The organism is Butyrivibrio sp. ob235, assembly GCF_900109475.1.
Lineage (GTDB): Bacteria > Bacillota > Clostridia > Lachnospirales > Lachnospiraceae > Butyrivibrio.
This window is the reverse complement of sequence record NZ_FOBE01000023.1, coordinates 39,675-63,688: the sequence shown is the minus strand read 5'-3', so window position 1 is coordinate 63,688 and position 24,014 is coordinate 39,675. Positions and strand designations below refer to the sequence as shown.

Annotated in this window: 21 protein-coding genes; 2 read left to right on the top strand and 19 right to left on the bottom strand. The window is 36.9% G+C overall.

Annotation, left to right across the window (positions count from 1 at the left end):
* Nucleotides 1-778: 778 nt before the first annotated feature.
* The 16 genes from BMW61_RS14880 to BMW61_RS14810 all read right to left on the bottom strand — a co-directional run bounded on the left by BMW61_RS14880 (nucleotide 779) and on the right by BMW61_RS14810 (nucleotide 21,238).
* Nucleotides 779-2,185 (bottom strand): hypothetical protein, encoded by a 1,407-nt coding sequence (locus BMW61_RS14880; RefSeq protein WP_091823505.1) that lies wholly within the window; start codon nucleotides 2,183-2,185, stop codon nucleotides 779-781.
* A gap of 111 nt (nucleotides 2,186-2,296) precedes the next feature.
* Nucleotides 2,297-2,746 carry an ASCH domain-containing protein gene (locus BMW61_RS14875; RefSeq protein WP_091823502.1) on the bottom strand — a complete coding sequence of 150 codons (450 nt, stop codon included), beginning with the start codon at nucleotides 2,744-2,746 and terminating at the stop codon, nucleotides 2,297-2,299.
* Between the two features lie 57 nt (nucleotides 2,747-2,803).
* Nucleotides 2,804-3,370, bottom strand: a complete 567-nt coding sequence (locus BMW61_RS23085; protein ID WP_442857296.1) for a YdbC family protein — start codon at nucleotides 3,368-3,370, stop codon at nucleotides 2,804-2,806.
* 141 nt (nucleotides 3,371-3,511) lie between these two features.
* A complete protein-coding gene (locus BMW61_RS14865; RefSeq protein ID WP_091823499.1) occupies nucleotides 3,512-3,847 on the bottom strand; it encodes a hypothetical protein in 336 nt (111 codons plus the stop codon).
* 3 nt (nucleotides 3,848-3,850) lie between these two features.
* Nucleotides 3,851-4,906, bottom strand: coding sequence for a 5-methylcytosine-specific restriction endonuclease system specificity protein McrC (gene mcrC / locus BMW61_RS14860; protein WP_091823496.1), 1,056 nt, complete (start codon nucleotides 4,904-4,906; stop codon nucleotides 3,851-3,853).
* Nucleotides 4,906-7,296: an AAA family ATPase gene (locus tag BMW61_RS14855; protein WP_091823494.1), complete on the bottom strand. Its 2,391-nt coding sequence runs from the start codon at nucleotides 7,294-7,296 to the stop codon at nucleotides 4,906-4,908. The genes mcrC and BMW61_RS14855 overlap by 1 nt, the downstream gene beginning before the upstream one ends.
* 20 nt (nucleotides 7,297-7,316) lie before the next feature.
* Nucleotides 7,317-7,529, bottom strand: coding sequence for a YdbC family protein (locus BMW61_RS14850; RefSeq protein ID WP_091823491.1), 213 nt, complete (start codon nucleotides 7,527-7,529; stop codon nucleotides 7,317-7,319).
* 14 nt (nucleotides 7,530-7,543) lie between these two features.
* Entirely contained in the window at nucleotides 7,544-10,591 is a 3,048-nt protein-coding gene (locus BMW61_RS14845; RefSeq protein ID WP_091823489.1) for a type III restriction-modification system endonuclease, read from the bottom strand.
* Nucleotides 10,592-10,604: 13 nt separating this feature from the next.
* Nucleotides 10,605-12,497, bottom strand: coding sequence for a site-specific DNA-methyltransferase (locus BMW61_RS14840; protein WP_091823486.1), 1,893 nt, complete (start codon nucleotides 12,495-12,497; stop codon nucleotides 10,605-10,607).
* 13 nt (nucleotides 12,498-12,510) lie between these two features.
* The gene (locus BMW61_RS14835) at nucleotides 12,511-14,526 is read right to left on the bottom strand and encodes a site-specific DNA-methyltransferase (protein WP_091823483.1); all 2,016 of its coding nucleotides are present in this window, start codon (nucleotides 14,524-14,526) and stop codon (nucleotides 12,511-12,513) included.
* Nucleotides 14,527-14,572: 46 nt separating this feature from the next.
* Complete coding sequence (locus tag BMW61_RS14830; protein ID WP_091823481.1) at nucleotides 14,573-15,223, bottom strand: DUF4391 domain-containing protein; 651 nt, start codon at nucleotides 15,221-15,223, stop codon at nucleotides 14,573-14,575.
* Nucleotides 15,224-15,236: 13 nt separating this feature from the next.
* Nucleotides 15,237-18,476: a helicase-related protein gene (locus BMW61_RS14825; RefSeq protein WP_330388534.1), complete on the bottom strand. Its 3,240-nt coding sequence runs from the start codon at nucleotides 18,474-18,476 to the stop codon at nucleotides 15,237-15,239.
* Nucleotides 18,477-18,528: 52 nt separating this feature from the next.
* A complete protein-coding gene (locus BMW61_RS14820; RefSeq protein WP_091823477.1) occupies nucleotides 18,529-18,735 on the bottom strand; it encodes a helix-turn-helix domain-containing protein in 207 nt (68 codons plus the stop codon).
* 224 nt (nucleotides 18,736-18,959) lie between these two features.
* Entirely contained in the window at nucleotides 18,960-19,673 is a 714-nt protein-coding gene (locus BMW61_RS14815; RefSeq protein WP_139176351.1) for a hypothetical protein, read from the bottom strand.
* 674 nt (nucleotides 19,674-20,347) lie between these two features.
* The gene (locus BMW61_RS22000) at nucleotides 20,348-20,521 is read right to left on the bottom strand and encodes a hypothetical protein (RefSeq protein WP_175475236.1); all 174 of its coding nucleotides are present in this window, start codon (nucleotides 20,519-20,521) and stop codon (nucleotides 20,348-20,350) included.
* A gap of 54 nt (nucleotides 20,522-20,575) precedes the next feature.
* On the bottom strand, nucleotides 20,576-21,238 hold the full coding sequence (locus BMW61_RS14810; RefSeq protein WP_091823471.1) for a hypothetical protein: 663 nt from the start codon (nucleotides 21,236-21,238) through the stop codon (nucleotides 20,576-20,578).
* Between the two features lie 191 nt (nucleotides 21,239-21,429).
* Between BMW61_RS14810 and BMW61_RS14805 the strand changes: the two genes are divergently transcribed.
* Nucleotides 21,430-22,176: a J domain-containing protein gene (locus BMW61_RS14805; protein WP_091823468.1), complete on the top strand. Its 747-nt coding sequence runs from the start codon at nucleotides 21,430-21,432 to the stop codon at nucleotides 22,174-22,176.
* Nucleotides 22,177-22,371: 195 nt separating this feature from the next.
* Here the strand turns inward: BMW61_RS14805 and BMW61_RS21995 are convergent, their stop codons facing one another.
* The 3 genes from BMW61_RS21995 to BMW61_RS14795 form a co-directional block, all read right to left on the bottom strand.
* Nucleotides 22,372-22,542: a hypothetical protein gene (locus BMW61_RS21995; RefSeq protein WP_175475235.1), complete on the bottom strand. Its 171-nt coding sequence runs from the start codon at nucleotides 22,540-22,542 to the stop codon at nucleotides 22,372-22,374.
* 134 nt (nucleotides 22,543-22,676) lie between these two features.
* The gene (locus tag BMW61_RS14800; protein ID WP_091823465.1) at nucleotides 22,677-22,880 is read right to left on the bottom strand and encodes a hypothetical protein; all 204 of its coding nucleotides are present in this window, start codon (nucleotides 22,878-22,880) and stop codon (nucleotides 22,677-22,679) included.
* A gap of 21 nt (nucleotides 22,881-22,901) precedes the next feature.
* On the bottom strand, nucleotides 22,902-23,216 hold the full coding sequence (locus BMW61_RS14795) for a PspC domain-containing protein (protein ID WP_091823461.1): 315 nt from the start codon (nucleotides 23,214-23,216) through the stop codon (nucleotides 22,902-22,904).
* A gap of 395 nt (nucleotides 23,217-23,611) precedes the next feature.
* On the opposite strand from BMW61_RS14795, the gene BMW61_RS14790 reads away from it, so the two are divergent.
* Complete coding sequence (locus BMW61_RS14790; protein WP_091823458.1) at nucleotides 23,612-24,010, top strand: hypothetical protein; 399 nt, start codon at nucleotides 23,612-23,614, stop codon at nucleotides 24,008-24,010.
* Nucleotides 24,011-24,014: the final 4 nt, after the last annotated feature.

The following is a 24,014-nucleotide window of genomic DNA, read 5'->3' as shown; positions in this document are numbered from 1 at the left end:
AATGTCTTTAACCATACCAATGCCGCTGTAAACGAATAGATATTCGAAACACAAATAAGAATGACGAATTGACATTTATGCTTTGCATGGTAAAATACAATTAATAAGTCAGTTCGCCCTAATGCTGATGAATGCTAGGGTTCGAACTTTTTTCTAGTATATAAATGCACGATATACAGTATATATATGCATGCTATTTCGTTAAATTGGGATTTAACGAAGTGATATTATGCCGAACTGGTGTTCACTGCTATTTCACTGGCTTTATCACAATTTTTGAAAAACTTAACGCGACTTTTGAGCTCCTGGAAGGAGAAAAAAGTCGCGTTTACTATTAAAAAAACTCATTGTTATGCATATTTAAGCCATTTTCTTGTTAGATTAACATAAAAATGTAAAATAGAAATTTAAGAGAAAGCTCAAAATTATGGTCTTTCTTTTTTTTGTGCTTTTTACAAAAATGTCTGTTTATCTTTAATTCTTAAAGTTACAAATTGTAAAAAGCCGAATCTTTTAAGCTATTTTTGTAAAAAGCCGAACCTTTAAAGATAAAACTGTAAAAAGCCGAACTTTTGACTTTTTACACTGCTATCTTTAAATATTTTACAGGTTTAGCTAAAACCGACATTTCTTGCATATCATCGTAATCAAAATTGGTCTCGATATCTATCTACACATATAACTTAAATTATACGCATAAAAACGGTAGGTTTATAATATTTGCCAGTCCTTTCTCTTGCTATAGGACTCCGAAATGGTTGGTAATATCTCTATTGCGTTATCTATATATTGCATTGACACCATATTGCGTATATTCCCCTTGACGATATCTAGCAATAAAAGCTTTATCAATTTCCCACTTTGAAATAGCAATTTCATATCTACTCTGACTGGATCTCTGACTGATGAAAAAATCCAGATAACTAATTATATCGGATTTCGACATTATATTATTATCAACCATAGCCGCCAATATTTTATGACGAGTTGCCTCAGATAATCCCTCCGTCTGGCTCACGTTATAGCCGTATTGCATCAAAATCGATTCAGACGCAAGCTGCATATTATTATTATTTGATGATAAGTACGTTTTCTCATCACTTATCCTGCATAATGGAATTCCATACATTTTAAGGTTTTCAAACGTACTTTCCAAGATAAAATAGATCCTACATTTAGGGCAATATCCGGCAGAGAGCTTCTTATCAATCAACTTTCCGTCTTTTTTTCTGAGAATCCTGACAGTTGCATCTATGTTTTGAATATTATGGCTATTATGCATACATTTAAAAGTATTCTGTCTTACCACAAAATCTTTAATACCTATATCTTGCGAATCCATTACAGGTTGTGGATTATGGCTACTAATATCCTTTGTATCTTCTTGTCTATGTACATTATCCTTAACGACCTTCTGTACTGGCTTCTTGACAGATATATTTATATCTTTAGTAATAAGTTTATGTTGCTCTTTTTTTGAAGATGAATGATTATCGTCAAATATTGTTGTTGCTCTTAGATATGCGTTATCAATAATATCTTTCTTATATCCTAACTTTTGTCTCTTTTCTAGACTTAAAGTTTTATATAGCTTTTTTTCTAATAATGTACAATCTTGGATACATACACATGGTATGTCACATAGCCTAAACGCATCAGAGTCTTCGGAAGATGAGAATGTAATATAATTCTTTCCTACCACCTCATAAACAACATAATACTTTTTATCGTCACTGTACTTTTTGCGGTATATCCCAATCTTCCATTTGATGGTGCCACTTTTTGTTAGTCTAATCAATTCAAGGATTACAGGATAAACCCGTATTTTCAGCTCTAATCCTGTGAAATAATGTAAATTATTCAGATAGTCTTCAGATATCAAAACTTCCTTATTTCCTTGATCTAACAATCTACTGCTTTTCACATCTATTGTGTTTCTTTCATCCTCTTCAAGGGTTTCAAAATCTATGGTGGGACCATCTATTTTTTCTACTGGAATATATCTCCCCTTATAGTTCAGTTCACGAACATTGCCTATATGATAATTTCTATTTACGTATATCTTTTTGCATGAGTTACATAAATAGACCGGAATACTAAACTTATGGCTTTTTACCTTAAGAGATAATACAGTCCCACCTTTCATGCCATGCTTTTTACACCCTAATACTTTATTAGATTCCATTAACCAATACCCTTCTCTCTTTTTTCAATACACTCCATACCGGATTAAAGCCCATAATATATAAGTCTTGTTTGCCGAAATTCCCCTAATGCTATCAACACAGTATACTCTTTAGTAAAGTAATGGTTTCCAATACTTATCAAAGAATTCTCCAACATACTGTTCAATATCCTCGTCATACACAATAGCCGGCTTCCAATCTGCCTCTGGTATAATGTCAATATCACCATCATAGTTCCATAATGACAACTTTCCCTTTATCTCAAACGGCATTATGGGTCTAGGATTTTCTAATACCCATGCATAGTCCACGAAATAATGATAAATATAGTCTTCAGGCGGAAGTAATGAACCTTCGCAATCTCCCCTATCAAATCTTCTTATATCTTTAAGAGTTACAACTCCTAATGCGTGGCTTGATATGCATCCACGCTGCTTCTTTGCAGTCGAACAAATCAGAATATCGCCTCTATAGGCAGTATCCCATGAGCGGATTTCAATAGTCTTTCTACCTGATATAATTGCCATTGCATAATATGGATGTACTGATAATGCTTTCATAATTTGCTCCACAATTGTTTTTTTATACATCTAAAATCACTTACATTTGTTATATATTTAATCTGAACTATCTATAACATTAATAATATCATTTAGCTTTAAGAGCTCATCTTTAGAGAAAGTAACGCCCTTCCCCATCTTTTCATGTGTTGGTGACCATTCTCTAATATCATATTTAGGTTCTTTTCCATGCCACGAAACAAGATTCAACTCCTTTTTCCAACCGGAAGGGGCTTCTGATATTATTCCTATATGTTTTATGATTTCATAGTTTTCACCTTTAAAAACAGAAGTTTCCTTTGTCAATATTTCTTTCTTTGAATCAGCTACAACAGCTTCTATAGTATCTTTTGTTTTTTTAGATGGAGATTTATTATCTGTAGTTCCCACTCCTATGTAATATTCCTGGACTTTCCTAAGACGATTTTTGTCAGCGGCATAAACTATAAGGTATTCCCGCCCATAAGCATTCGTTTCTACTGATGCACAGCCTTCTGCACCATATGTAGTTGTTATAGCTGATATAGCATCATCAACTTTTCCTCTTTTTATGCATAATACACCATCAACTTTTTTTACATATGGCTTCATGGTTTTCGACAGATTATCTTTTAATATTCTCATAGTTTTCCCTTATCCAAAATATTATGCGCTGTCATTATGTAATATAAGTAAGTATTGATATTATATATAGCCTGCTTAAACTATTACTACTCAAATATAAATGCAATCAATGGCAGTGATTATCTGTTACAATTCCCATAATTACGGTCCTTCCAGATACTCTACGCCCTTACCATGGTTCTTAGCATACTCTATCTCAGATCTGGTGCTATCACCTATATAGCCGCCTACATTGATAACGAATATTGAATCAGCCATATCTATCTTACGTTTGTGCATGTCATCAAGCATTTCCTTAGTCTTGGTGAGTGTCCCTTCGTCCATGTTCTCCCAGACTTCCTGATCACCGGAATGACCAAAAAGACCTACACTGATAACAATGTTGCCTTCCAATGTAAGTCTCTTCTGTATATCCATAAATTCATTTTTAAAACGTGTACTTCCGCATAAAGTAACAACCGGATATTTTCCAACCATAAATCACACCGCCTCTTCAAAATAATCTTCTACTATCTGTTCCAGCTGAGCTGATATTTCTGCAAATGGCAAATTAAGATCTAATGTCCCTACAGCTATCTTATTTCCACCCATCGAGAACTGATTAACCGGCTGAAATTCTTCACCTGTCTTTGCATATAACAGCATACCTGATACATTACCAGTTTGGTCCTTATCCCAGTTTTTAACATAAGTAAAAATCTGATATAGGTTTGCATTTCTATACGACTGAACATCAAAATTTGCCTGCATCTGTTGACCGTAATACTTTGCATCTATGATCAGTACTCTTCCATCTTTGGATTTAAGCGTGATATCTGTAATCATGTTAGGAAGCCACAAATCATTATCATCATCAAGATTCCATTGTACCTGATCTGGATTAGCTCTAAGCTCAGGATGATGGAATCTGAAATATTCCAGAATAAACTTCTCATACAAATGACTCATTCTCTGATCATCTAAGAAAGTTGCCATCTTGATAGTTCCCTGCTCTGTAGAAAGCAGCAGCCCATCTATAACAAGTCTGCATATATTCAGAAGCATTCTGTAACTTTGGTTATTTCTCTGATATCGAATCCTATCCCAACGAATCAAATCAGGTTCAATATAATCAACACTTTCAAAAAAAAGCATGCTTTTCTTAAGGGCTGTTTTGTTCTTAAGTTTTACCTTTCCATGCTTAAGCAACAAAAGCATGGTAGTCTTAAGAACCTGATTTAAAAGGTTGTTTTCAGAGAGTTCATCATAATCACAATACAACTTCTGTTTATGCTGGAGTTTATTCTTAACAGTGCCTTGAATATTAAGTTTTCCACGAAGCGTAGACAGATTATCCGAGTTATTAACATACTCCCGATATAGTCCATGTTTTAACTGCTGAGCTACTCCTTTACCTAAAATAGCTGCAAACATATCATGAATATTATCAAAATCCTCCGCAGCAATATCATCATAATTGGACTGACGCAGGATCTGAAATGCATATGTCAGCATATAATATATATTTTTTATCAGTATCCCTTTGTCATTTGTCATCAGCTATTAAATACCCCATTCAGACGATTTCTCCAAAGACGCACTTTGTCAGGCTCATCAAACCAATACTCTTCAAGCATAGGTACAATATCGTAATCAACAACTGAAGTCATCCATCCAGCCAGGTCTTCCTCATCTCCAGGCTTCTGACCGCAGAAATAGCTATGTCCTATACAGAATCCGGCACCAAGTGAAGGATCTTCTGCTATGGCATTATTCAGGGAAATCACCACGTCTATAAGTGCATAGAGCGTGTCATCATTAATGTCAGACAGATATTTTTTGAATCCATCTGAATCAAATCCCGGTGCCATAGGGAAGAAACTGAATCTACGCCTTAATGCATAGTCAATCATAGCCAAGCTTCTGTCTGCGGTATTCATCATGCCAATGATATAAAGACTCTTTGGTACTGCAAACTGAAGACCATTGTAGGCCATAGTAGCTTTAGTGCCTCTGTAATCCTTTTCTATAAGCATTAAAAGCTCACCGAAAATCTTGCTCATATTTCCCCTATTGATCTCGTCTATAATAAAGAAATATGGCTGTTCCGGATTATTTGCTGCCTTCATACAGAATTTATAAAAAATTCCATTTTGTAATTCAAAACCTTCTCCACTTGGTTTATATCCCATAATGAAGTCTTCATATGAGTAGTTCTGATGGAATTGAATAAATTCTATCCTGCTCTCATCCTTAACACCCATTATTGAATATGCTAAACGTTTAGCTGCAAATGTCTTTCCCACTCCTGGTGCTCCCTGAAGGATGATATTCTGTTTCTTTAAAAGAAGATCTCTCAGGGTATCATAACTATCACCTGTCATATACACTTCTGACAAGAAGTCTTCTCTTGTATATGTTTCAAGCTGCTCTGTACTTTCAGGAAGCGGATTTTCTTCTCGTATCAAATCCATGATAAGATCGTATTCTCCCTTGCTGAGCTTGAATAAGCTACCTTGAGGATTCTGGAAATATTCCATTCTTTCAAGTTCAGAGATATCTTTTAGAGTAGAGTAATCAATAGGAACACTTAAGCCTTCCACTTTTTCAAAATAGAGATTTTGACCGTCATTCTCCTGAGCTATTTTTGCCAAGGCTACAACCTGTTTAACCGGATTAGATTCATATCCGATTACAAGATCTCCGGGCTTGGCATCAAGGAAATTTTGGAAAATCCTACGTTTATTACCGTTGTCATTATATAAAGTATAGCTTTGTACATCCCCCACATTAAGATCTGCAAAACTCCAAATCTTAGGGTTTGCGTTCAGCCACCAAAAGTGCTTTTCATCGACTGCTTCAGCATATAGAGCCACTTCCGACAAATCGACTTCCTCCAAAGCTTCAGCAAGTTCATCTCTCATTTTCCAGACAAAAGAACCTTCCTCATCTTTATCTGCATATCTTCCTACATACAGAACTGACCAATAGCGTGTAATTCCTTCATCGTCAATCCTTAATTCACACTTTGTTTTAGAAGCAATTCTCTTAGCAAGTGCAGTAGAGCCCATGTTATAGAAATTCGCTGTCTCTCCGTATTTTGTAGATAACTGTGAACAGGTTGCCTGCCCACCATAATCTCTCATACGAGTAACTATTTCCAAAGCCTGATCAGTAAAGACATCATCATCATTTAGAAGCTTAATCCACTGTTCCTTACTAATCCCTGGATTATAATCAGCTGCCAGCCATTCTTCTTTTTTCTCTCCTGAATCATTAAGGTAATTTGCAATATAAAAAGAAATATCAAAAGCCAATGTACGATAAGTCTGGTCGTAGTAACATTTTTCATCCAGCTTTCCTTTATACATTTTCAGGAGCTCTTCATCCTTTACAACTTCTGTAAGGATTTCATCGATAAGCTCCATGTTTCCTTTTATATTTGCAGGGACATTCCCCTTCTTTGGCACGAATGTATTTTCAAGATACTGGCTTGTACCCTTGCAGACAGAGTACTTGAAAACATCGTATTTTGAAGGATATTTCAGCCAAAGATATACAGTGATAGCCATAGGTCTCTGATAGTGTTGTTTGCCTGGAGATAACCTGTCACACAGGCTCTGAGCACTTACCTGAAATCTGGCAATACGGTCTGTTACAGGCTTTGTTTCATCATACAAGTCGATGAACATTTCCCTTACCGCTTCTTTATCTTGCTCAGCATATACCTGAATCATTCCGCGCGGGAAATTGTTCATGGATGCAAGAAGATTAAATGTTTTATCTGTCGCAACAGTAAACATCTCATAGAAATTGTCAGCATTAATGTCCCAGTGTTCCTGGAACCACTTGACCGCTTCCCACTTATAGCGTTCATCCGGCCATCTATTTTCAAATGCTGCCTTATACTTTACAAGGCTCTCTTTTAATTTCTCATGGTTAATCATTCTTGCACCGCTCCTCCATATTATTTACTCATCAATTCCTTAAGTGCAGCAAACTCTTCATCATTGAGAGTTACACCTTTTCCCATCTTTTCATGCTCCGGTGCCCAATCACGAATATCATACTTTGGCGCTCCACCATTCCATGATACTTTATTCAATTCTTTAGTCCATCCTTTTGCACTGGTTGAAAGGACTCCCAGTTCCTCTACTATCTCATACTGAAAATCAGCCATATTATTCCTCCCATTTATTTAAGCAAGCCCATAAGATCCTCATAAGTATGAACCACATCATACTTTACTGAATCACTACTGATTGCTTTAAAGTGCTCTCTAGCACAGTGAATCTTTGAACTTTCCATCTCCTTAAGCTGCATGGTATCCATTGAACCCTTGGTCTCTGCAATAAAGTAAATGTGCTTTACTGTTCCCTTCTTGAAGGAAATAGCCCAGTCAGGATTATAATGTCCTACAGGCGTATTGATATAGAATCCATTCGGCAACTTCACATATACAGCTACATCCTCGCAGGTATCAAGTTTTTCGGCAAACTCCTTCTCATTCGTTGAATCATAAATAATGTGATCATACAAATGACGATTGGCTTTCATTGCATTTGTTCCAAGTTTGCCCTTAATAGTAGGCTCTGTGAAGATATCTGTATCATATTTTTCGTCAACCACATTGTATGTAATATGCTCAATAATCGCAGTAGCCTTCTGATCATTGATCAAATTTCCTGCCTTAATAATGAACTCTTCCGGATTGTACTTGAACTGGTCAAATACAGACGGCTGTATTCCTGTCAAAATACGAACTATGTCTTTTCTTGTAAGACCGGTTGCTTCTACAAGCTTACCTACAAGATCATATTTAACAGAACTGCTCACAGCAGCCGTAGAATCATATTCCTTGGTCTTTTCAAGCTTCATTGCATCACCGCTTGCAATCTGAGCCTTGGAATCAATCTTCTCCATACTACCTGACTGAACGGTAATTCTGATTTTTGCCACGCGAAGCTTAGAATCAAGCTCTGCAATTGCTTTTTTTACAAGCTCATCAGAATTAAAATCAACTACGTATACCGACTTGGAGTTGATTCTGTTCCAAAGTTCCTTAAACTCAGGCATTGCCATCTTGTTCTGATCAACATGAAGCTCTATGTTGTTCTTGCGAGCATCCTCAGGCATCATAGCCTTAGCGTCATATACAGATTTAAGTATCTGCGCGATTCCTTTTGCGTATGCAACTACAGTATCTGAGAACTTAAGATTATCTGTTTTTTCATCTTCATAAAACTTCTCTGTAATTTGTCCCTTGCTATCAATATACTTTTCTACAATAAGGCTGTACTGGATATCATCAGCCATATCATCATCAATTATGTAATCTACACCATTGTTATCTGCAATGGTTCTGCCAACAAACAGGCTCTTTTCAACCTTTCTAGGTCTGTCTGCTACAGCTTCAGCAATCTCTGTCTGCAAGCCTTTAGCAAACTGATCATAGCTTTCACTGGCAATTACAGTAAGAACATTGATGTTATGTACATCTGCACCAAGAACATTTGCATCCATTCTTTCTCCGTCCTGATTAACACAAAGACGAAGACCACGCCCCACTTCCTGACGCTTACGTACATCACTTCCACTCTGCTTCAAAGTACAAATCTGGAATACGTTAGGGTTATCCCATCCTTCTCTAAGAGCAGAATGAGAAAATATAAATCTCACAGGAGACTTCTTAGGATCTCTTTCAAGAAGAAGTTCCTTATTTTTCATAATCAGATCGTAAGCATCTATATCGTCAGATGTCTTTTCTTTCTTATCAGATAGCTTAGAATCTGTCATTCGCCCTTTCTTATCTATAGAGAAATAACCGGCATGTGTACTTTCAGCAGAAATTGAATCCAGATACTTAAAGTACTCTTCATCTCCAATTTCACGCTGCATGTTTTCAAGGACATCCTTGTATTCCTCTTCAAACATATCTGCATACTTACCGTTTGTCTGATTGCCTGCTTCATCATATTCACGATAGTTCTTTACTTCATCAATAAAGAAGAGTGAAAGTACCTTAATTCCTTTAGAGAAGAGCTGACGTTCTCTTTCAATATGAGAAAGAATAGTCTCACGAATCTGTATTCTTCGAAGCTGGTCTTCATCATATTTTCCTATAACATCACCGGCAAAAAGCTTTGTTCCATTCAAAAACTCAATAGAATCATCACGGCCATCAATAGACTTAATTACGTAGTTGTTTTCATACTCTGGAAGTTCCCCGGAATTATCGTGCAAATTGAAACCGATACCTACCGTCTTTGTAACCTTCTTTATTCCTGTCGCACCCTTTACATCAAACTGGATAGTTGCTGTAGGATCTGCTTTTGACAAGTTTATACTCTGCAAATATACATATCCTGTGGTCGCTGTACTTCCGGTCTCAGTAATACCTTTAACAGAAATCTTCTTAACAAGCTTCTTGTTATAGGCTTCCATGGCATCCAGACGATAAACCATGTTATAAATGCTGTCTGCCTTATGAGTTGCGGAATAGCGAAGAGTCATCAAAGGATTGAACTCTTCGAGATTCTTCTTCGTCTGCTTACCTTCTACAGACTGAGGCTCATCTATAATTACGATAGGATTTGTCTTCGCAATAATATCAATAGGTCTACGGCTTCTGAACTCATCCAGCTTCATGTAAATACGACGAGCATCCTTTCCCTTGGCATTGAATGCCTGCGAATTTATGATCATTACATTTATAGAGCTGTCAGATGCAAACCTATCAATTTCTGTTAGCTGAGCAGAATTATAGATAAAAAATCTAATTTTCTTTCCGTATTCCTCTGTAAAATGTTCCCGCGTCATTTGGAATGACTTGTAAACGCCTTCACGAATAGCGATGCTTGGAACAACTACGATGAATTTACTCCAGCCATAATGCTTATTAAGCTCATACATAGTCTTAATGTATGTATATGTCTTGCCTACACCAGTCTCCATCTCAATTGTAAGATTATACTTACCTTCAAGCTTGTCCGACTGCTTAATCTGATTAGTACGCTGAATCTTCTGAATCTGCTCTAGTATAACGCTATCAGTAAGCTCTGGAATAACCTTCATATTATTCCAACCAGTGAAATCAACATCATCAGTAATGCTCTGCTGTATATATCCAGAACCTCTATCCATCATATACGTTGGTGTGCCATAAGGCTGACCAGCAAATACATCTACAACCGCTTGAGCAGCATCCCTCTGAAATTTCTGATGTTTGTATTGTATCTTCATCTCGGATCACTCCTTAAATTACTTTTACACTTGTGTCTGGTGTGATAGCCTTGAATATCTCACCTACATTTATCTTTGCAGGACTGCTTGAAAAGCTGCTATCTCTGAATACAGCCCTAAGCGGCTGTCTCTTTGCGATTTCCTTCACGACATCTTCCGGTACATTTTCGTCAAAGCAAGCAATCAAGTCGCCATTGTTATATGTATGCACCTTCACCCCGGATAAAACTTCAGAGAAATACGGAAGTGACAAAGGAAGTCCCCATTCAAGCACACAGCCAAATAACAAATCTAGGTCTGATCTATCCGCTTTAATATTCGACTCCATGGCAGCCACCATTCCTTGCGAATATTTATCTGCGCTATAATAAATATCATTCATGTTACCTTCATCCACTCTATATATCCTAACTCCCGTATCAATACTATTGTCATTACTATTAGAAATCTCATTTGAAACTTTTCTAATACGGTCCTCGCCTATATCACATATAGTCTCATAGCCAGCTCTTTTGGCTTCTGTCCCTTCTTTACATGGCTCTTCTAACTGAACTAAAATGTATTTTCGATTGCCTTTACATTCCTTATTTATCTCAAGTACAGCTTGCGCAGTCGATGCCGAGCCACTATAGAAATCCATTATTATATCCCCATCGTTTGTAGCTATTTTAATAATTCTCTTTAGTAACTCTATTGGCTTAGGAAAATCAAATACGTTCTTACCAAATATGTTTTTTACAGTTATTGTTGCTTTTTTATTTCCCTCTATACCTGTCCATAAGTTAGATGCCTGTTTTGTCCTGCCTTCAAGATAAAACTTCTGATATACTTTCCATGTTCCGTTTTCGTTTTTCCAATCTATTCTATGCTCGTCAACAAGTTCTTTATATCTCGATTCAGCACATCTCCATCTGCTTTCATATCCAGCGGGTGCAATAGGATATACCTCAGTTCCATCTGGACTATAAATCGGATAGTACATACTCGGTCTATCTTCCCGCCTGTCCTCTCCACCCGTTTTACGTAATGGTCTATTTAGATAACGTCCATATTCATCTTCCAAATTATAGATTTTTTCATCTTCCTCTGAAAACGGCAAACCATTTAGAACACATTCATTAGATTTAGAATATATTAATATATAGTCAACTTCTGAGACCAATTTGTCGTTACCCTGACCTGTTGGTGTGCCTGTTGCCCTTGTTATTTGGCCTCTAAAATTTGTACTTCCAAATACTTCATCACATATTTTTCTCAAATTACTTACTTCATTATCATCAATTGATATAAAGATAAAACCATCCTGTGTTAAAAGATTCTTAGCCAGCAATAGCCTTGAATATATTATTGAGCACCAATCAGAATGATACCTTCCTTCGCTAGTGCTATTTTCTCTAGAATAATTCACATTATTATTCTCATCAAAATATCCTGTCCCATCATCATACTCATCCTCGTCCATCATATATGAATCTGGATAAATAAAATCATGGCCAGTATTATATGGCGGATCTATATAAATGAGCTTGATAGCACCCAAATAGCTTTCTTGAAGCAATTTCAGTGCGAAAAGATTATCTCCTTCAATATAGATATGCTCTGTCTTATCCCAATCGATGCTCTTATCAATACACGGTCTAAGAGTTTTTCTAATAGGCTTATTGGCTTCAACTATAGCTGCTTTTTTTCCGACCCAAGTAAACTCATACGCTTCATCACCTTCAAGCGTTATATCTGATAGCATTTGTTTAAGTAATTCAAAATTCACAGCCCTCTTGTAGCATTTTTTGTCTTTTGTACTTTTTTCTTCATCAAGAATCTCTGTAACGCAATTGGGAAATATCTCAGCTATCTTATCTATGTTTTGAATTACTCCATTTACTGTTTCCATTTTCATTTTTTCCATTAACTTTTTCTCCTTAAATCACTTTTACTGCAGTATCTGGAGCCAATAATTTGAATATCTCCCCAACATTTATTTTGGATGGACTATTCAAAAAGCTACTGTCCCTAAACACAACTCTAATAGGTTGCCTCTTAGCAATTTCTTTCACTACAGCTTCTGGTACATTTTCATCAAAGCAAGCAATCAAGTCGCCATTATTATATGTATGTACTCTGACGCCAAATATTTCCTCAGATGTATACGGCAATGAAAGTGGTAATCCCCAATCAATGATGCATCCGAATAATAAATCCAAATCTGTTCTATCCGGCTTAATATTGGATTCCATAGCTGCAACTATACCTTGTGAGTATCTATCTGCACTATAATAAATATCATTCATATTGCCCTCATCCACTCTAAATACTCGCATGCCTATATCTATGCTAGATAGATTAGATGATATATTCTCTGCTGCAAGTTGAATGCGTTTTTCACCTATCTCACATAGATTATTGTAGCCATCAAATCTGTATTCTTCCGGTATTTGAACTAGTATAAACTTTCTATGCCCTCCATCCTTACTGTTAGCTTTCATCACAGCATGAGCAGTTGTGCCTGACCCAGAAAAGAAATCCATAATAATTGAGTTTTCATCTGTAGCAATATCTATTATTCTTTCTAGCAGTCTGACTGGTTTAGGAGTATCAAATGGTGATTTTCCACCAAACAAATTGCTCAATTCTTTATATGCCTCGCCTGTATGACCTACTTCATCATACATCCAAAGATTAGTCGCCACTCGTCCAGCGCTAACATCCAAGTACTGTTTCCTTCTAAGTCCACCTTTTCCTTTTGATGAAAAAATAAACGATGGCCAAGGCTTTTTCATCATCTCGCCTTCATCATATATTTGCTTTGCTTTTCTTTGTTCTTCTTCAAAATCTCCGCTTATCATTATCGCTTTCGTGTCTGGAGAAACGCCTTTTTCACTACCACAGATCTCGCATCTTTTCTCATAATCATCAATACTTTTCAATTCATAAGAACACCATTCACTCATCCCCTCTAGCATCTGCTGTTGGCCCAAACTCCAGCACCTCCCCGTTGGTGGATACATCAGCTCACCTGTAATAGGCTGTTGTATAGCATATACCATACCTTGATGCGTAGCAGCTCCTGGTGCATTCAATGTTACTGAAGACCATCTCCGTGGATCTCCGTCTATACTCGTATACTTTTCATCCATTTCTTCAGTTCTAGCTAATCTATTTGGCATCCATTCGGCTTGTTTTGAATACACAAGGATATGTTCTGCTTCGGAAGGAATTCCTTTTGAATCGTTTCGCATAGAATATGTTCGTTGCCATGAAATGTTAGCAACAAACTGTTCCTCTCCAAAAACCTCATCACAAATCTTTTTTAAATTATCTGCTTCATGGTCATCAATAGAAATAAAGATTGCGCCATCAGGAGCTAATAGATTTCGTGCAAGCATTAGCCTAGGATACATCATGCTACACCAATCCGAATGAAAACGGCCATTAGAATCAGTATTTCTGACCAGTCTAACTCCTTGATCTGTAATATCTCCTTTTTGTATTTCGTATTCTTCTTTTGAAAGACTATAATCATCCGCATACACAAAATCATTTCCAGTGTTGTATGGTGGGTCTATATATATAAGCTTAACTCTCTCTAAATAACCTTCTTGAAGAAGCTTTAATGTTTCGAGATTGTCCCCTTCAATATATATATTTTCTGTTGTATTCCAATCAATACTCTTATCAACACATGGTCTTAGTGTCTTTCTAATGGGTGAATTTGCATCCTTTATGGCAGAGCGTTTTCCAACCCAAGAAAACTCAAACTTTTCTTCCAAGTCTGTTCCATAATCACCTAAAAGTATTTTTAATTGATCATAATCAATCTGCTTTTCTATATCGCCATTAGCATTTCTATACTCTTTCACACATCCCGGAAACAATGAAGCAATTTTCTCAATATTTTTTTTTGCAATATTCTCTGTTTCCATTTTCATCTTTTCCATTGATAATTCTCCTATAGTGCATTATCTATCCGCTCTAAAAAGCCCTTTATAATTCTACCAGCTCTTTTCGTAACTTCTTTAATTCATTATTCAACTCAATCTGTTTGTTAAGCTGCTTCTCTTTACGAACTTTCTGTTGCAACTTATCTATTTGTTTCTGTAATTGTTGCCGTCTATTGTCTCTATCTACAGACTCCTTCAATGATTCCTGATTTGTTACTTTTAATGAATCTCCTGCGATCTGCCTTACAAAGTTTTCATAAACAGCATCTATGGATAAGCCTTCCATCTGCACAGGAAGGTCATCTGTCTGTAGCCAGTCTGTGTGATAGTAACTGTTTACCTTAAACGCAACACTTCCGGACTGAGCTTCTTCTTTATAGCCAATCCATGCCTGATACTTTCCTTCATACTCCAGCAGAAACAATATGTGATAAGGAATCTCCTTATCCATCTGCCTTAGGATTCCTTCGTCAATACTCTCTCCAGTAAGCTTTATTTCAAAAATCTCTATCTCTTCTACATCGTTACCTTCAGCGATGTTTACAGTACTTGCAGCAATCTTGTTTCTCCAATAGATAGTTTTTATCTGATCCACAAATGATTGCTTAAGCGTCGCACTGACAGTAAGGTTTTCATAAAACTTCTGCTTCGGTATACGTTTATTAAATTCTGTAGACTGTGGTAATCCAATCACAGAAATCCCTCCTTTACGCTCTTACGGCCATAAAGCAAATTAATTCAAAATCTTCTAATCCTGATACCTCTGACATAAGTGCTGAAGTACCGCCTTTTTTGAAGAGACTATCTATATCGCTCTCTTCTTTTACATCAATTATTGATGTAATGGCATCGCTAAGTAACTCTGATATTTCTTCCATATCCTTTCCGTCATTAGTCTCTTCATTGAACTTTGCACACAATTCCTTTATTGGTTCTGATTCACCTCTACACAAAAGTCTCATGGTATCCAAGAGATGTTTAGGATTAAGGTAATCACATATAACCTCTCCATCTGAGCTGATATATACCATGTAAAATGGATGAATACGATTCTGATTGTCTATATTCACACTGTTATTTACATTTCTCAGCACAAAGATTATTCCTTCAGGGTTTTCTTCTGTAGCTCTTACTACAGCGTGAAGTCCTTTAGGTTTTTTCTCTAAATCTTGATGTGTCTTAACATATTCCAGAAGGTCAAGTCTAAACTCGTTGAGACCCAGATCCATGATGGAAATTCCTGTGGACATATCTTCGATATCTACAACTTCTTCCTGCAATCTCTTAAGTTGTGCCCTACGATATTCAAGATCTCCCTTCTCTTCCGGGCTGATAAGATTATCATCTCCTGTAGATGTCATGACTGAGATTTTCATTCTGGTCTCAACTCTACTCTTAAGATTTATATATTCATCAAGATCCATATCCGGCCAAAAATTCACAAGCTGGATGTATTGGTTTCTACTACCGATACGATCTACTCGACCAAATCTCTGAATAATACGAACAGGGTTCCAATGAATATCATAGTTAATCAAATAATCGCAATCCTGTAAGTTCTGTCCTTCGGAGATACAATCTGTTGCTATAAGCACATCTATCTCTGCCGGGTTGTTTGGCATTAGAACATCCTTATTCTTGGATATAGGTGAGAAACAGGTAAGAACATTGTTGAGTGTAGGCTTAATGCCTTTCACTGTAGTTCTGCCTTCAATTGCTCCGGTTATTACCGCTGTATCAAGACCGTACTTCTTTTTTACAAATGCGCTTACATTGTCATACAGATATTCTGCTGTATCTGAAAAAGCTGAGAATACTATGATTTTTTTGTTTCCTGCATTGATAGGATTCTCTATTTTGTTTTCGATAAGATGTAATAACTCCTGCAATTTTGAATCATGCTCAGGTGTAATATCTGCCACCATGGAAGTCAGCAATTCCAGGACATATGCATCTGCCTTAAGTTCTTCACGCCAGCTCTTATAATCCATGTCAGCAAGGTCAATCTTAACTTTTTTACCAACTTGAAAATCTGTGTTTTCATCTTCAATGTCGAGCTCATCTTCATCCATCTCATACATATCGAGATTAGCAGTTCCATACTGTTCGTAATGATTGATGGCATCTATCGTTCCGGTTATAAGATCTTTTATTCTTGTAAGTGTAAGCTGAAATGAGTAAACTGAGCTCTCCAATCGTTTGAGCATATTGATACTCATGAGCTTTCTGATACCTTCCTCACGACCTTTCTGTGTAAGGCTCTGTCCTTTGTTATGTGTAAGATCAATATACTTCTGCATCTTACTTGGGAAGATGTAATTGGAAGGTGTATATATGCAAAGAGACAGCATAGTGAGCTGTTCAAATATTTCGTTATAGTTTATTGCGTTGCTGAGATCAGTAAGCTGCGGAGAACGGGAAATTGGTTTTAGTCTCTCCGGAAATTTACCTATCTCAGCAGTGTTGTAATATTTTTCAATGTGTTTTCTTGATCTTGCTATAGTTACACTGTCAAGCACTTCAAAGAAATCAAAGTCCAGATTCCTAAGCAAAGCATCTGTCGTTCTATCTTCAGCATCAAGCTTACTCCACTCGTTAAAAGATCTCTGAGCCTGTCTGAATATTTCTTCAAGTGGCTTCTTTGTATCAAGTGCTTCGTTCAGAGTATCGGAATCTCCTTCATAGGCAAGTGCCAGCTGATTTTTCAGATCATTGAATCTGTTATTAACAGGAGTTGCAGATAGCATAAGTACCTTTGTCTTAACACCTGCACGAATAATCCTATCCATCAATCTGTTGTATCTGTTCTCAACCTGGTTACTATGTGTTCCGCTTCCGTTTCTAAAATTGTGGGACTCATCAATTACAACAAGGTCATAGTTGCCCCAGTTAAGTCTGTCGAGGTCAAGTCCGTTTGAGAAACCACCATTCCTTGAAAGGTCTGTGTGGAACAAAACATCATAATTCAATCTGTCAGCAGCTATAGGGTTGTTGACATAGTTATCTTTATAAGTGTTCCAGTTCTCAGCAAGTTTCTTTGGACAGAGAACCAATACGGTCTTATTTCTGTTTTCATAATACTTAACTACAGCAAGAGCAGTGAAAGTCTTACCAAGACCTACACTGTCAGCAAGTATGCATCCATTATATTTTTCAAGTTTATTTATGATTGCCAGCACAGCATCCTTCTGGAAATCATATAGAAGGTTCCAGATTTTACTCTGTTTGAATCCGGTTGCCTCATTTGGCAATACATCTTCAGATATATCTTCAAGGAACTCACTGAACACATGATAGAGTGTCATGAAGTATATAAATTCCGGAGAGTTCTCATTATACGCAGTCGTAATATTTTCCAATACAACATCTGTAACATCCTGAAGTTTCTTGTTATCATTCCAAAGTTCTTCAAATACCTTAAGGTACTCCTGCGAAAATGGTGCATCCATTTTCTGAATCATGGAATATGCATTATTACCTCTCTCACATCCAAGGTCTACTGTAGAGAACTCCATGATAGGCGCATAGGATTTTCCTGATGTATGGATAAAGCCAGGCATATTCTCCTGTGTGACATTGGATTTAAATACACCTTTTCTTTTAATCCACTCAGCACATTCCTTGGCTATAGCCTTCTGTGTCATCTCATTACGGAGCTTGATTTCAAATTCTGTTCCGTAAAGATTCTGCTCACGGTTCATCCTGGGAATATAGAACTCTCTCTTTTCTTTCTTAGCCTTTTCTGTAACAAAAGTAGGAGCTGTGAATATAAATCTAAATTCATCACATTGCTCCAACTCTTTCTTTAACTCCTGATATGCGTATATTGAAAAACTTGCCGCAGCTATAGAAACCTTGCTGCCTGATTTAATCTCATTACTTAAATCATCTCGCAAAGTCTGATTCACATTATCTATTAATTTCATACCACCCATTATAGAAACCATGGTTATTCTCCTTGATGATTGATAGTTTTAAAACAGATGTCAATTATTAGCCTCATTCATCAAACGTTATTTCTGCAATATCACTTAGCTGGCACTTTAACTCAACGCAAATCTTATCAAGCACACTAATCTCAACATTGTTTCCTTTTTCAAGCTTAGCAATTGTTCCATAGCTTAACCCAGTCATGACTTTTAGGTCTTTTTTCTTTATATCCCTATCAATCATCAGCTTGAATAATTTTTTGTATGATACTGCCATAAGTACGCTCCTATTCTGAAATAATGATAAGTTAGACTCAAACAACAGATGTAACTATTATAGCATAACACTCGCTCGTTTGATGCAGAATTAGCACGTTCTTGGCAATATTTGCTCAAATACTATTTTTCACTTATATTACTATTTTTATTATTAAACATCCCCTCTATTATAAATGCGCTGACTTTCTATGTTAGTTCCCATTATGCTCAAATATAGCGTATTTAATCCCACAGGATATATCCCTTTGTAGAAAGCTTATTCCCACAACGGGGGCAATCAATCTTACTAGCTTGTGCCAGATTGTGAAAATTTTCGATGATTTCCGCATTTCCCCCGCACTTTTTGCATTTATGCTCATATTTTTCTAAAGTTACGAGATAAGTTTTATTAAGAACCTGCTCAACCTGTTCCTTTTGAAGCTTACACGCTTTAGAGTCGCTTCTGGCCGAGGCATCTCTTAATTTCTTCTTAGCTTTTTCCCACTCGGCTTCTGGAATCTGAAGGTTGAAATCATAAACATTATAGAGTTCTCCGCAAGAATTACATTTTACAACCACATAATTAGTAGAAACTGTTCCATCCGGGTGATCTGTGAAGAACCTTTTTCCCTGCTCTCCATATTTACCCGCTTTCATTCTCTTTGTTTCTTCCTCATTAACCAAATGACCTTGCATACCGCATCCAAGCATCGTATCAAGACTATATCCGCATTTATCACAAAAGCATTTAAAACCACTACCCATATGGCTCCTTTCCCATGTAGCAATTCCATCAAAGCAAACTACTGTCGACAGTACACCCAGATTGTTCCTAGATTTTGAGCCAGAGGCATAAATGAACCACCCGAAGGGCTTGCCCTTTACGGGTTCTGAAATAAGCCATACAATAAGGAACCGACGGTATAAGACAATGCAGATTGTTCCTGAGTTTGTCACCGTCGGCACCTGCCCACAGGGCTTATTTCAGGTTCAGTAAAGGGTGGTGGAGTACATGAACCCCGTCTTTACAGCGGGCAAAACATTAATGTTAGTAGCATAGCTCCAAACCCCAACAAAATTCTCATCATCATACTCATCACCTATCCTCCAGATCTCCGTCACGCTTGCAAAAATTATAGAATTCGCACGTAACACAGAAATGTTTACAGTAACCCTTGTTCTTATAAACGCATTTCTTTATCCAATAAATAAGTCTCTCCATATCAGCACCTCACTTATTCATCTTCATAAGTTCTGCAAGAACTGCAAATGGAAAAGCTATTATGCATAAGAGTATCATCATATAAATCGCCTCCTTCATTTATGTGCAGCTGTTTACTTACACTCTTCTTGGCTTCATGGTTTCTTTGTAACTCTAGTATAAAATTTTCAAAGTCCTATAAAAATGACAGCTATATCTTGCATTATTACCGAAGTATTCGCCCATTTGATACAATATGTAGTGGTTGAAACGGTTTCTACATCATCGTTAGATACCTAAAGCGATACATAAGAGCTTTTTTCATTTATAAATCTGAATAATAAAGACAAAAATAAGCTCCAGCGCACCAGATAGGTGCATTGGAGCCTGGCATATTATTGAATATTAAATTGTAAAACACTAATCAGACTTAGAAATCATCGCCACTATCAGAATCATCAAAGTCATCAAAATCTGTATCGTCGTCATCATGATTTGAGAAAACGGTGTCTTCTATTAAGGACGCTTCTCCTGCATCAATATGCCCGTCGTGATCCAGATCAAAGGGTGAATTTCCAAATACGCTATCATAAGGTCCCATCATAGTAGCTTCTTTCCTGGTCTGTTCCGACCAAATCAATTATATGTATCACCATATTTAAGTTTCCTTGTTTCCTGCCACATCTTCCAAAAGCTTAGATGCTTCAAGATCTGCTTCATGCAGGGCCAGCACTATAGGATATTTCTCCATGGCATCTCCCACCGCCTTATACTGGCTTTTTTCCTCAGAAAAGCCCATATGCCATCTGATTGCAAATATCTCAGGAGTCTTAAGCTTCATAAAACAGTTGATCAGCATCACAGATTTCTCGCCATGTCCTAAGGGCATAGTATCATTTATCTCATAGCGAAGGACGGTCTCCCAGATATAATTACCCTTATCGTCATGTTTAACCTGCCAATTCTCAGCTGCAGCAACCTTTTCAGGATCATAAGTTTTCTGATTCTTTGTCCCTTTCACATAAAAGTTCACCTTACACAGGTCATGTAAAAGAGCCATTATTACAAGACTTTCTTCCGGTATTGCCTCAATTATATTTTTCCATACAGGCGACTGCTTTTTCGCTACAAGGCAGTCATACACATTAAGGCTATGCTGCAAAAGTCCCCCGTCACATGCCAGATGAAACTGGGTAGATGCTGGAGCATTGTAGAAATCTGTCTTGTTCCTGATGTAGTCCATTAGTTCCTTTACACCATCTCTCTCCACGCTGCCCATAAGTTCTTCGAATCTCTTTACATTTTCTTCCTGGTTAATCATATCTGCGACTTTCCTCAATTATTTTCTAACATTTACTTTTGCAACAAGCTAATTAATCTAGGAATCTATTAATGATAAAATAACCAAATTGCTGTCCAATAAAAATACCATACCATGTGATACAGTAGGATGCATAGAAAATTTGTAGCAAAAAATAGCACAAATTCAGTCATCCAAAATGGGAGGTTTGTATGTTTGCAGTAGACGTGTTTATGGCATTTTTCATAGCCTTTGTTTGTTTCAGTGAACAAGGTATAACAGAGGCGCTTGTAGCTGGAGCTGCTGCAGCCCTCATTCTTGTCTTATCACAGAAGCTAAAATACCTGGGCACAATTCTCATTACTCTCCAGGGTGGGTTTATGTCTATAGTAATTGCCATGGAACATGTATCTCCCAGAAGCCACAAAAGTATTTACACATGGACCTGTGCGTTAATACTCTTCGTGATCTACATGATAATGAACCGCGAAATATTCGATGATAATATCAATGGGGATGTAGTAGATATTTCTGACTTATTTAAAATCATTCTCACTGTAATTCTCTTTCCGTTTTATATGATTAGAGCCATCTTTAAATCCATATCTAATGCTATCAGGAACTGCTTTGTTCTGATAAAAAGATTATTTGCAACCGTAAAAAAACTCTTTCATGGTCAAGCAAATAAGGATGATTCTACAGATAATCACTATGAACAGTCTCACCGGGAGCAAGAATACCGCTACCGGAAGGAACAGACAAACCGTGAACAAACTGTCCACGAAGAGAGAGCCACATCAAATATCTCTTACTTCCAAAACTGCACTAACAGATCTGAACTTATTAGGGCTTATAGAAAATGGGTTAAGGAGCTCCACCCCGATAATGGTGGTAATCCTGAGGATTTCATCCGTATGTCAAATGAGTATGACAGGTTAAAGACCCAATTTGCATGCTAATTACCTTCTTTCTGCTATAATTCTCTTTACACTGAATCCCCTGAGCATAGCCCTGGGGATTCGCTTTGCATAAAAAAATCATTAATCACGAAACGAGCCGATGGGGTCGACTCGCTTCGCTAGATGTAACATTTAGTAATAATCATTATTGCAATTATTTGTATTGCTTTATTCCGATAACATCCATCACATCAATCAGATTTCTTCCTTTTCCTTGCAATGAAGCCTGTAAGCTTCAACAAAGTGAATAGCTGAGCAGAAAAGCCATATCCCTGATAGCATTGCTTTACCCGTTACGAGATAAATGATTCCACTCATTCCGAACACTATTCCCATAACTACTTCTGATCTTGATGTCAATTTCATAAACATTAATCTCCTTTTTCTTCAAGTCACAACTGTGTCAGTAGAAAGAGATTATCCTGCTTTGTAGAACAGCCCTGCATATCCAAAAGGATATCCGGATACTCCTCTTTTATCTTGCTTTATCAAATAACCGCTCATGACGGATACTGATCTATTACATTTACATCCTTATCTTCAATCAGTTCTCTTCTTTGATTCTGTGAAAGCTTTCTGCTTGATGCTACTGCGATAAGAAGTATTATTATGTCATCTATAGGGCAGGCAGATACCAGATCCACGGGAGATATGATATATGCTCCCAAAAGAATCGCAAGAAGTATTTTAAGTCCCTTGTTCATCTGTAGTCCCCCTTTTCTTCCTTAGATGCTAAAGCCTCTGATCTCAGAATTATCTGTAAAAGGCTTAAAACCAACGGGTTCGCTTGTCTCATAATAGTCATTTGCCGAGTAACTGTTTTCTTTCTTCTGGTAACCAGTGGTCTTTACACCCTCTGGTGCGTCATCCATTACAATAGCAAGGATGATATAAGGAAGGATTCCTATGCCAGTAGTAAATAAAAGGATTAAATAGATGACTCTAATAATTGTAGGGTCAATCCCAAAATACTCACCTAAGCCACCGCATACACCACAAACCTTCTGATCTGCACTTTTCCTAAGTCTTCTTTCTCTCATAACCTTTCCCTCGCTTCCTTTGAAGCAACTCATTGTTTATGAGATTATTCTAGGATTATTTGCCCTACCAATAAATGTTCATTTAGGCAAAAACGGCATATCTATTTTTCTTTTAAAGCATTTATCGCATCTTTTACCGATTCATACACAATATATCAACTCGTGTAATCTTAGTACCAAGCAGTAATTCGTTATAAAATTTCACTGCACTAATATTTTTTCAGAATAATTATTTCAATATCCAATATTTTTTATCGAAATAGTATTTACATCGCTTTCTTCTTTTGATAAATTAGTTTCTGCGTCAATTCACAGGCGCGGTTATTACAGTCATAATAATCTTTATTCCACACACGAACACACAGTCACAATATTTTTTCATGAAAGGAATATCTATGTTTACATTCGAAGATCTGCAGGCAATGCAGTACACATTTTTTGTCCCATTTTCAAAACACAATCTCAAATCCGGTAAGATCAACTATGATCCTGAGAAGCAGTACTTCACTGTTCTATACAGAGATGGCAGGAACATGGAACTTCAGTCCAACAATACTGGTCACTGCTGGAAGCTTGTCTATGAATATGGGGGCTATACCTTTTACCACAAGCATCATATCGAAGAGGAATACCACTATCAGACTGATCTCGGCACTCTCTACGATACTATCCTCTACATTGTAAGCCATGACGAATACCAAATGAGAAACAGGAAAACCATCAGCGTTGATGAAGAAAAGAAAAGCGATTCATACTTCTGGCGACTTATTAAAACTTTTGGCATAGCAGCATAAGAAA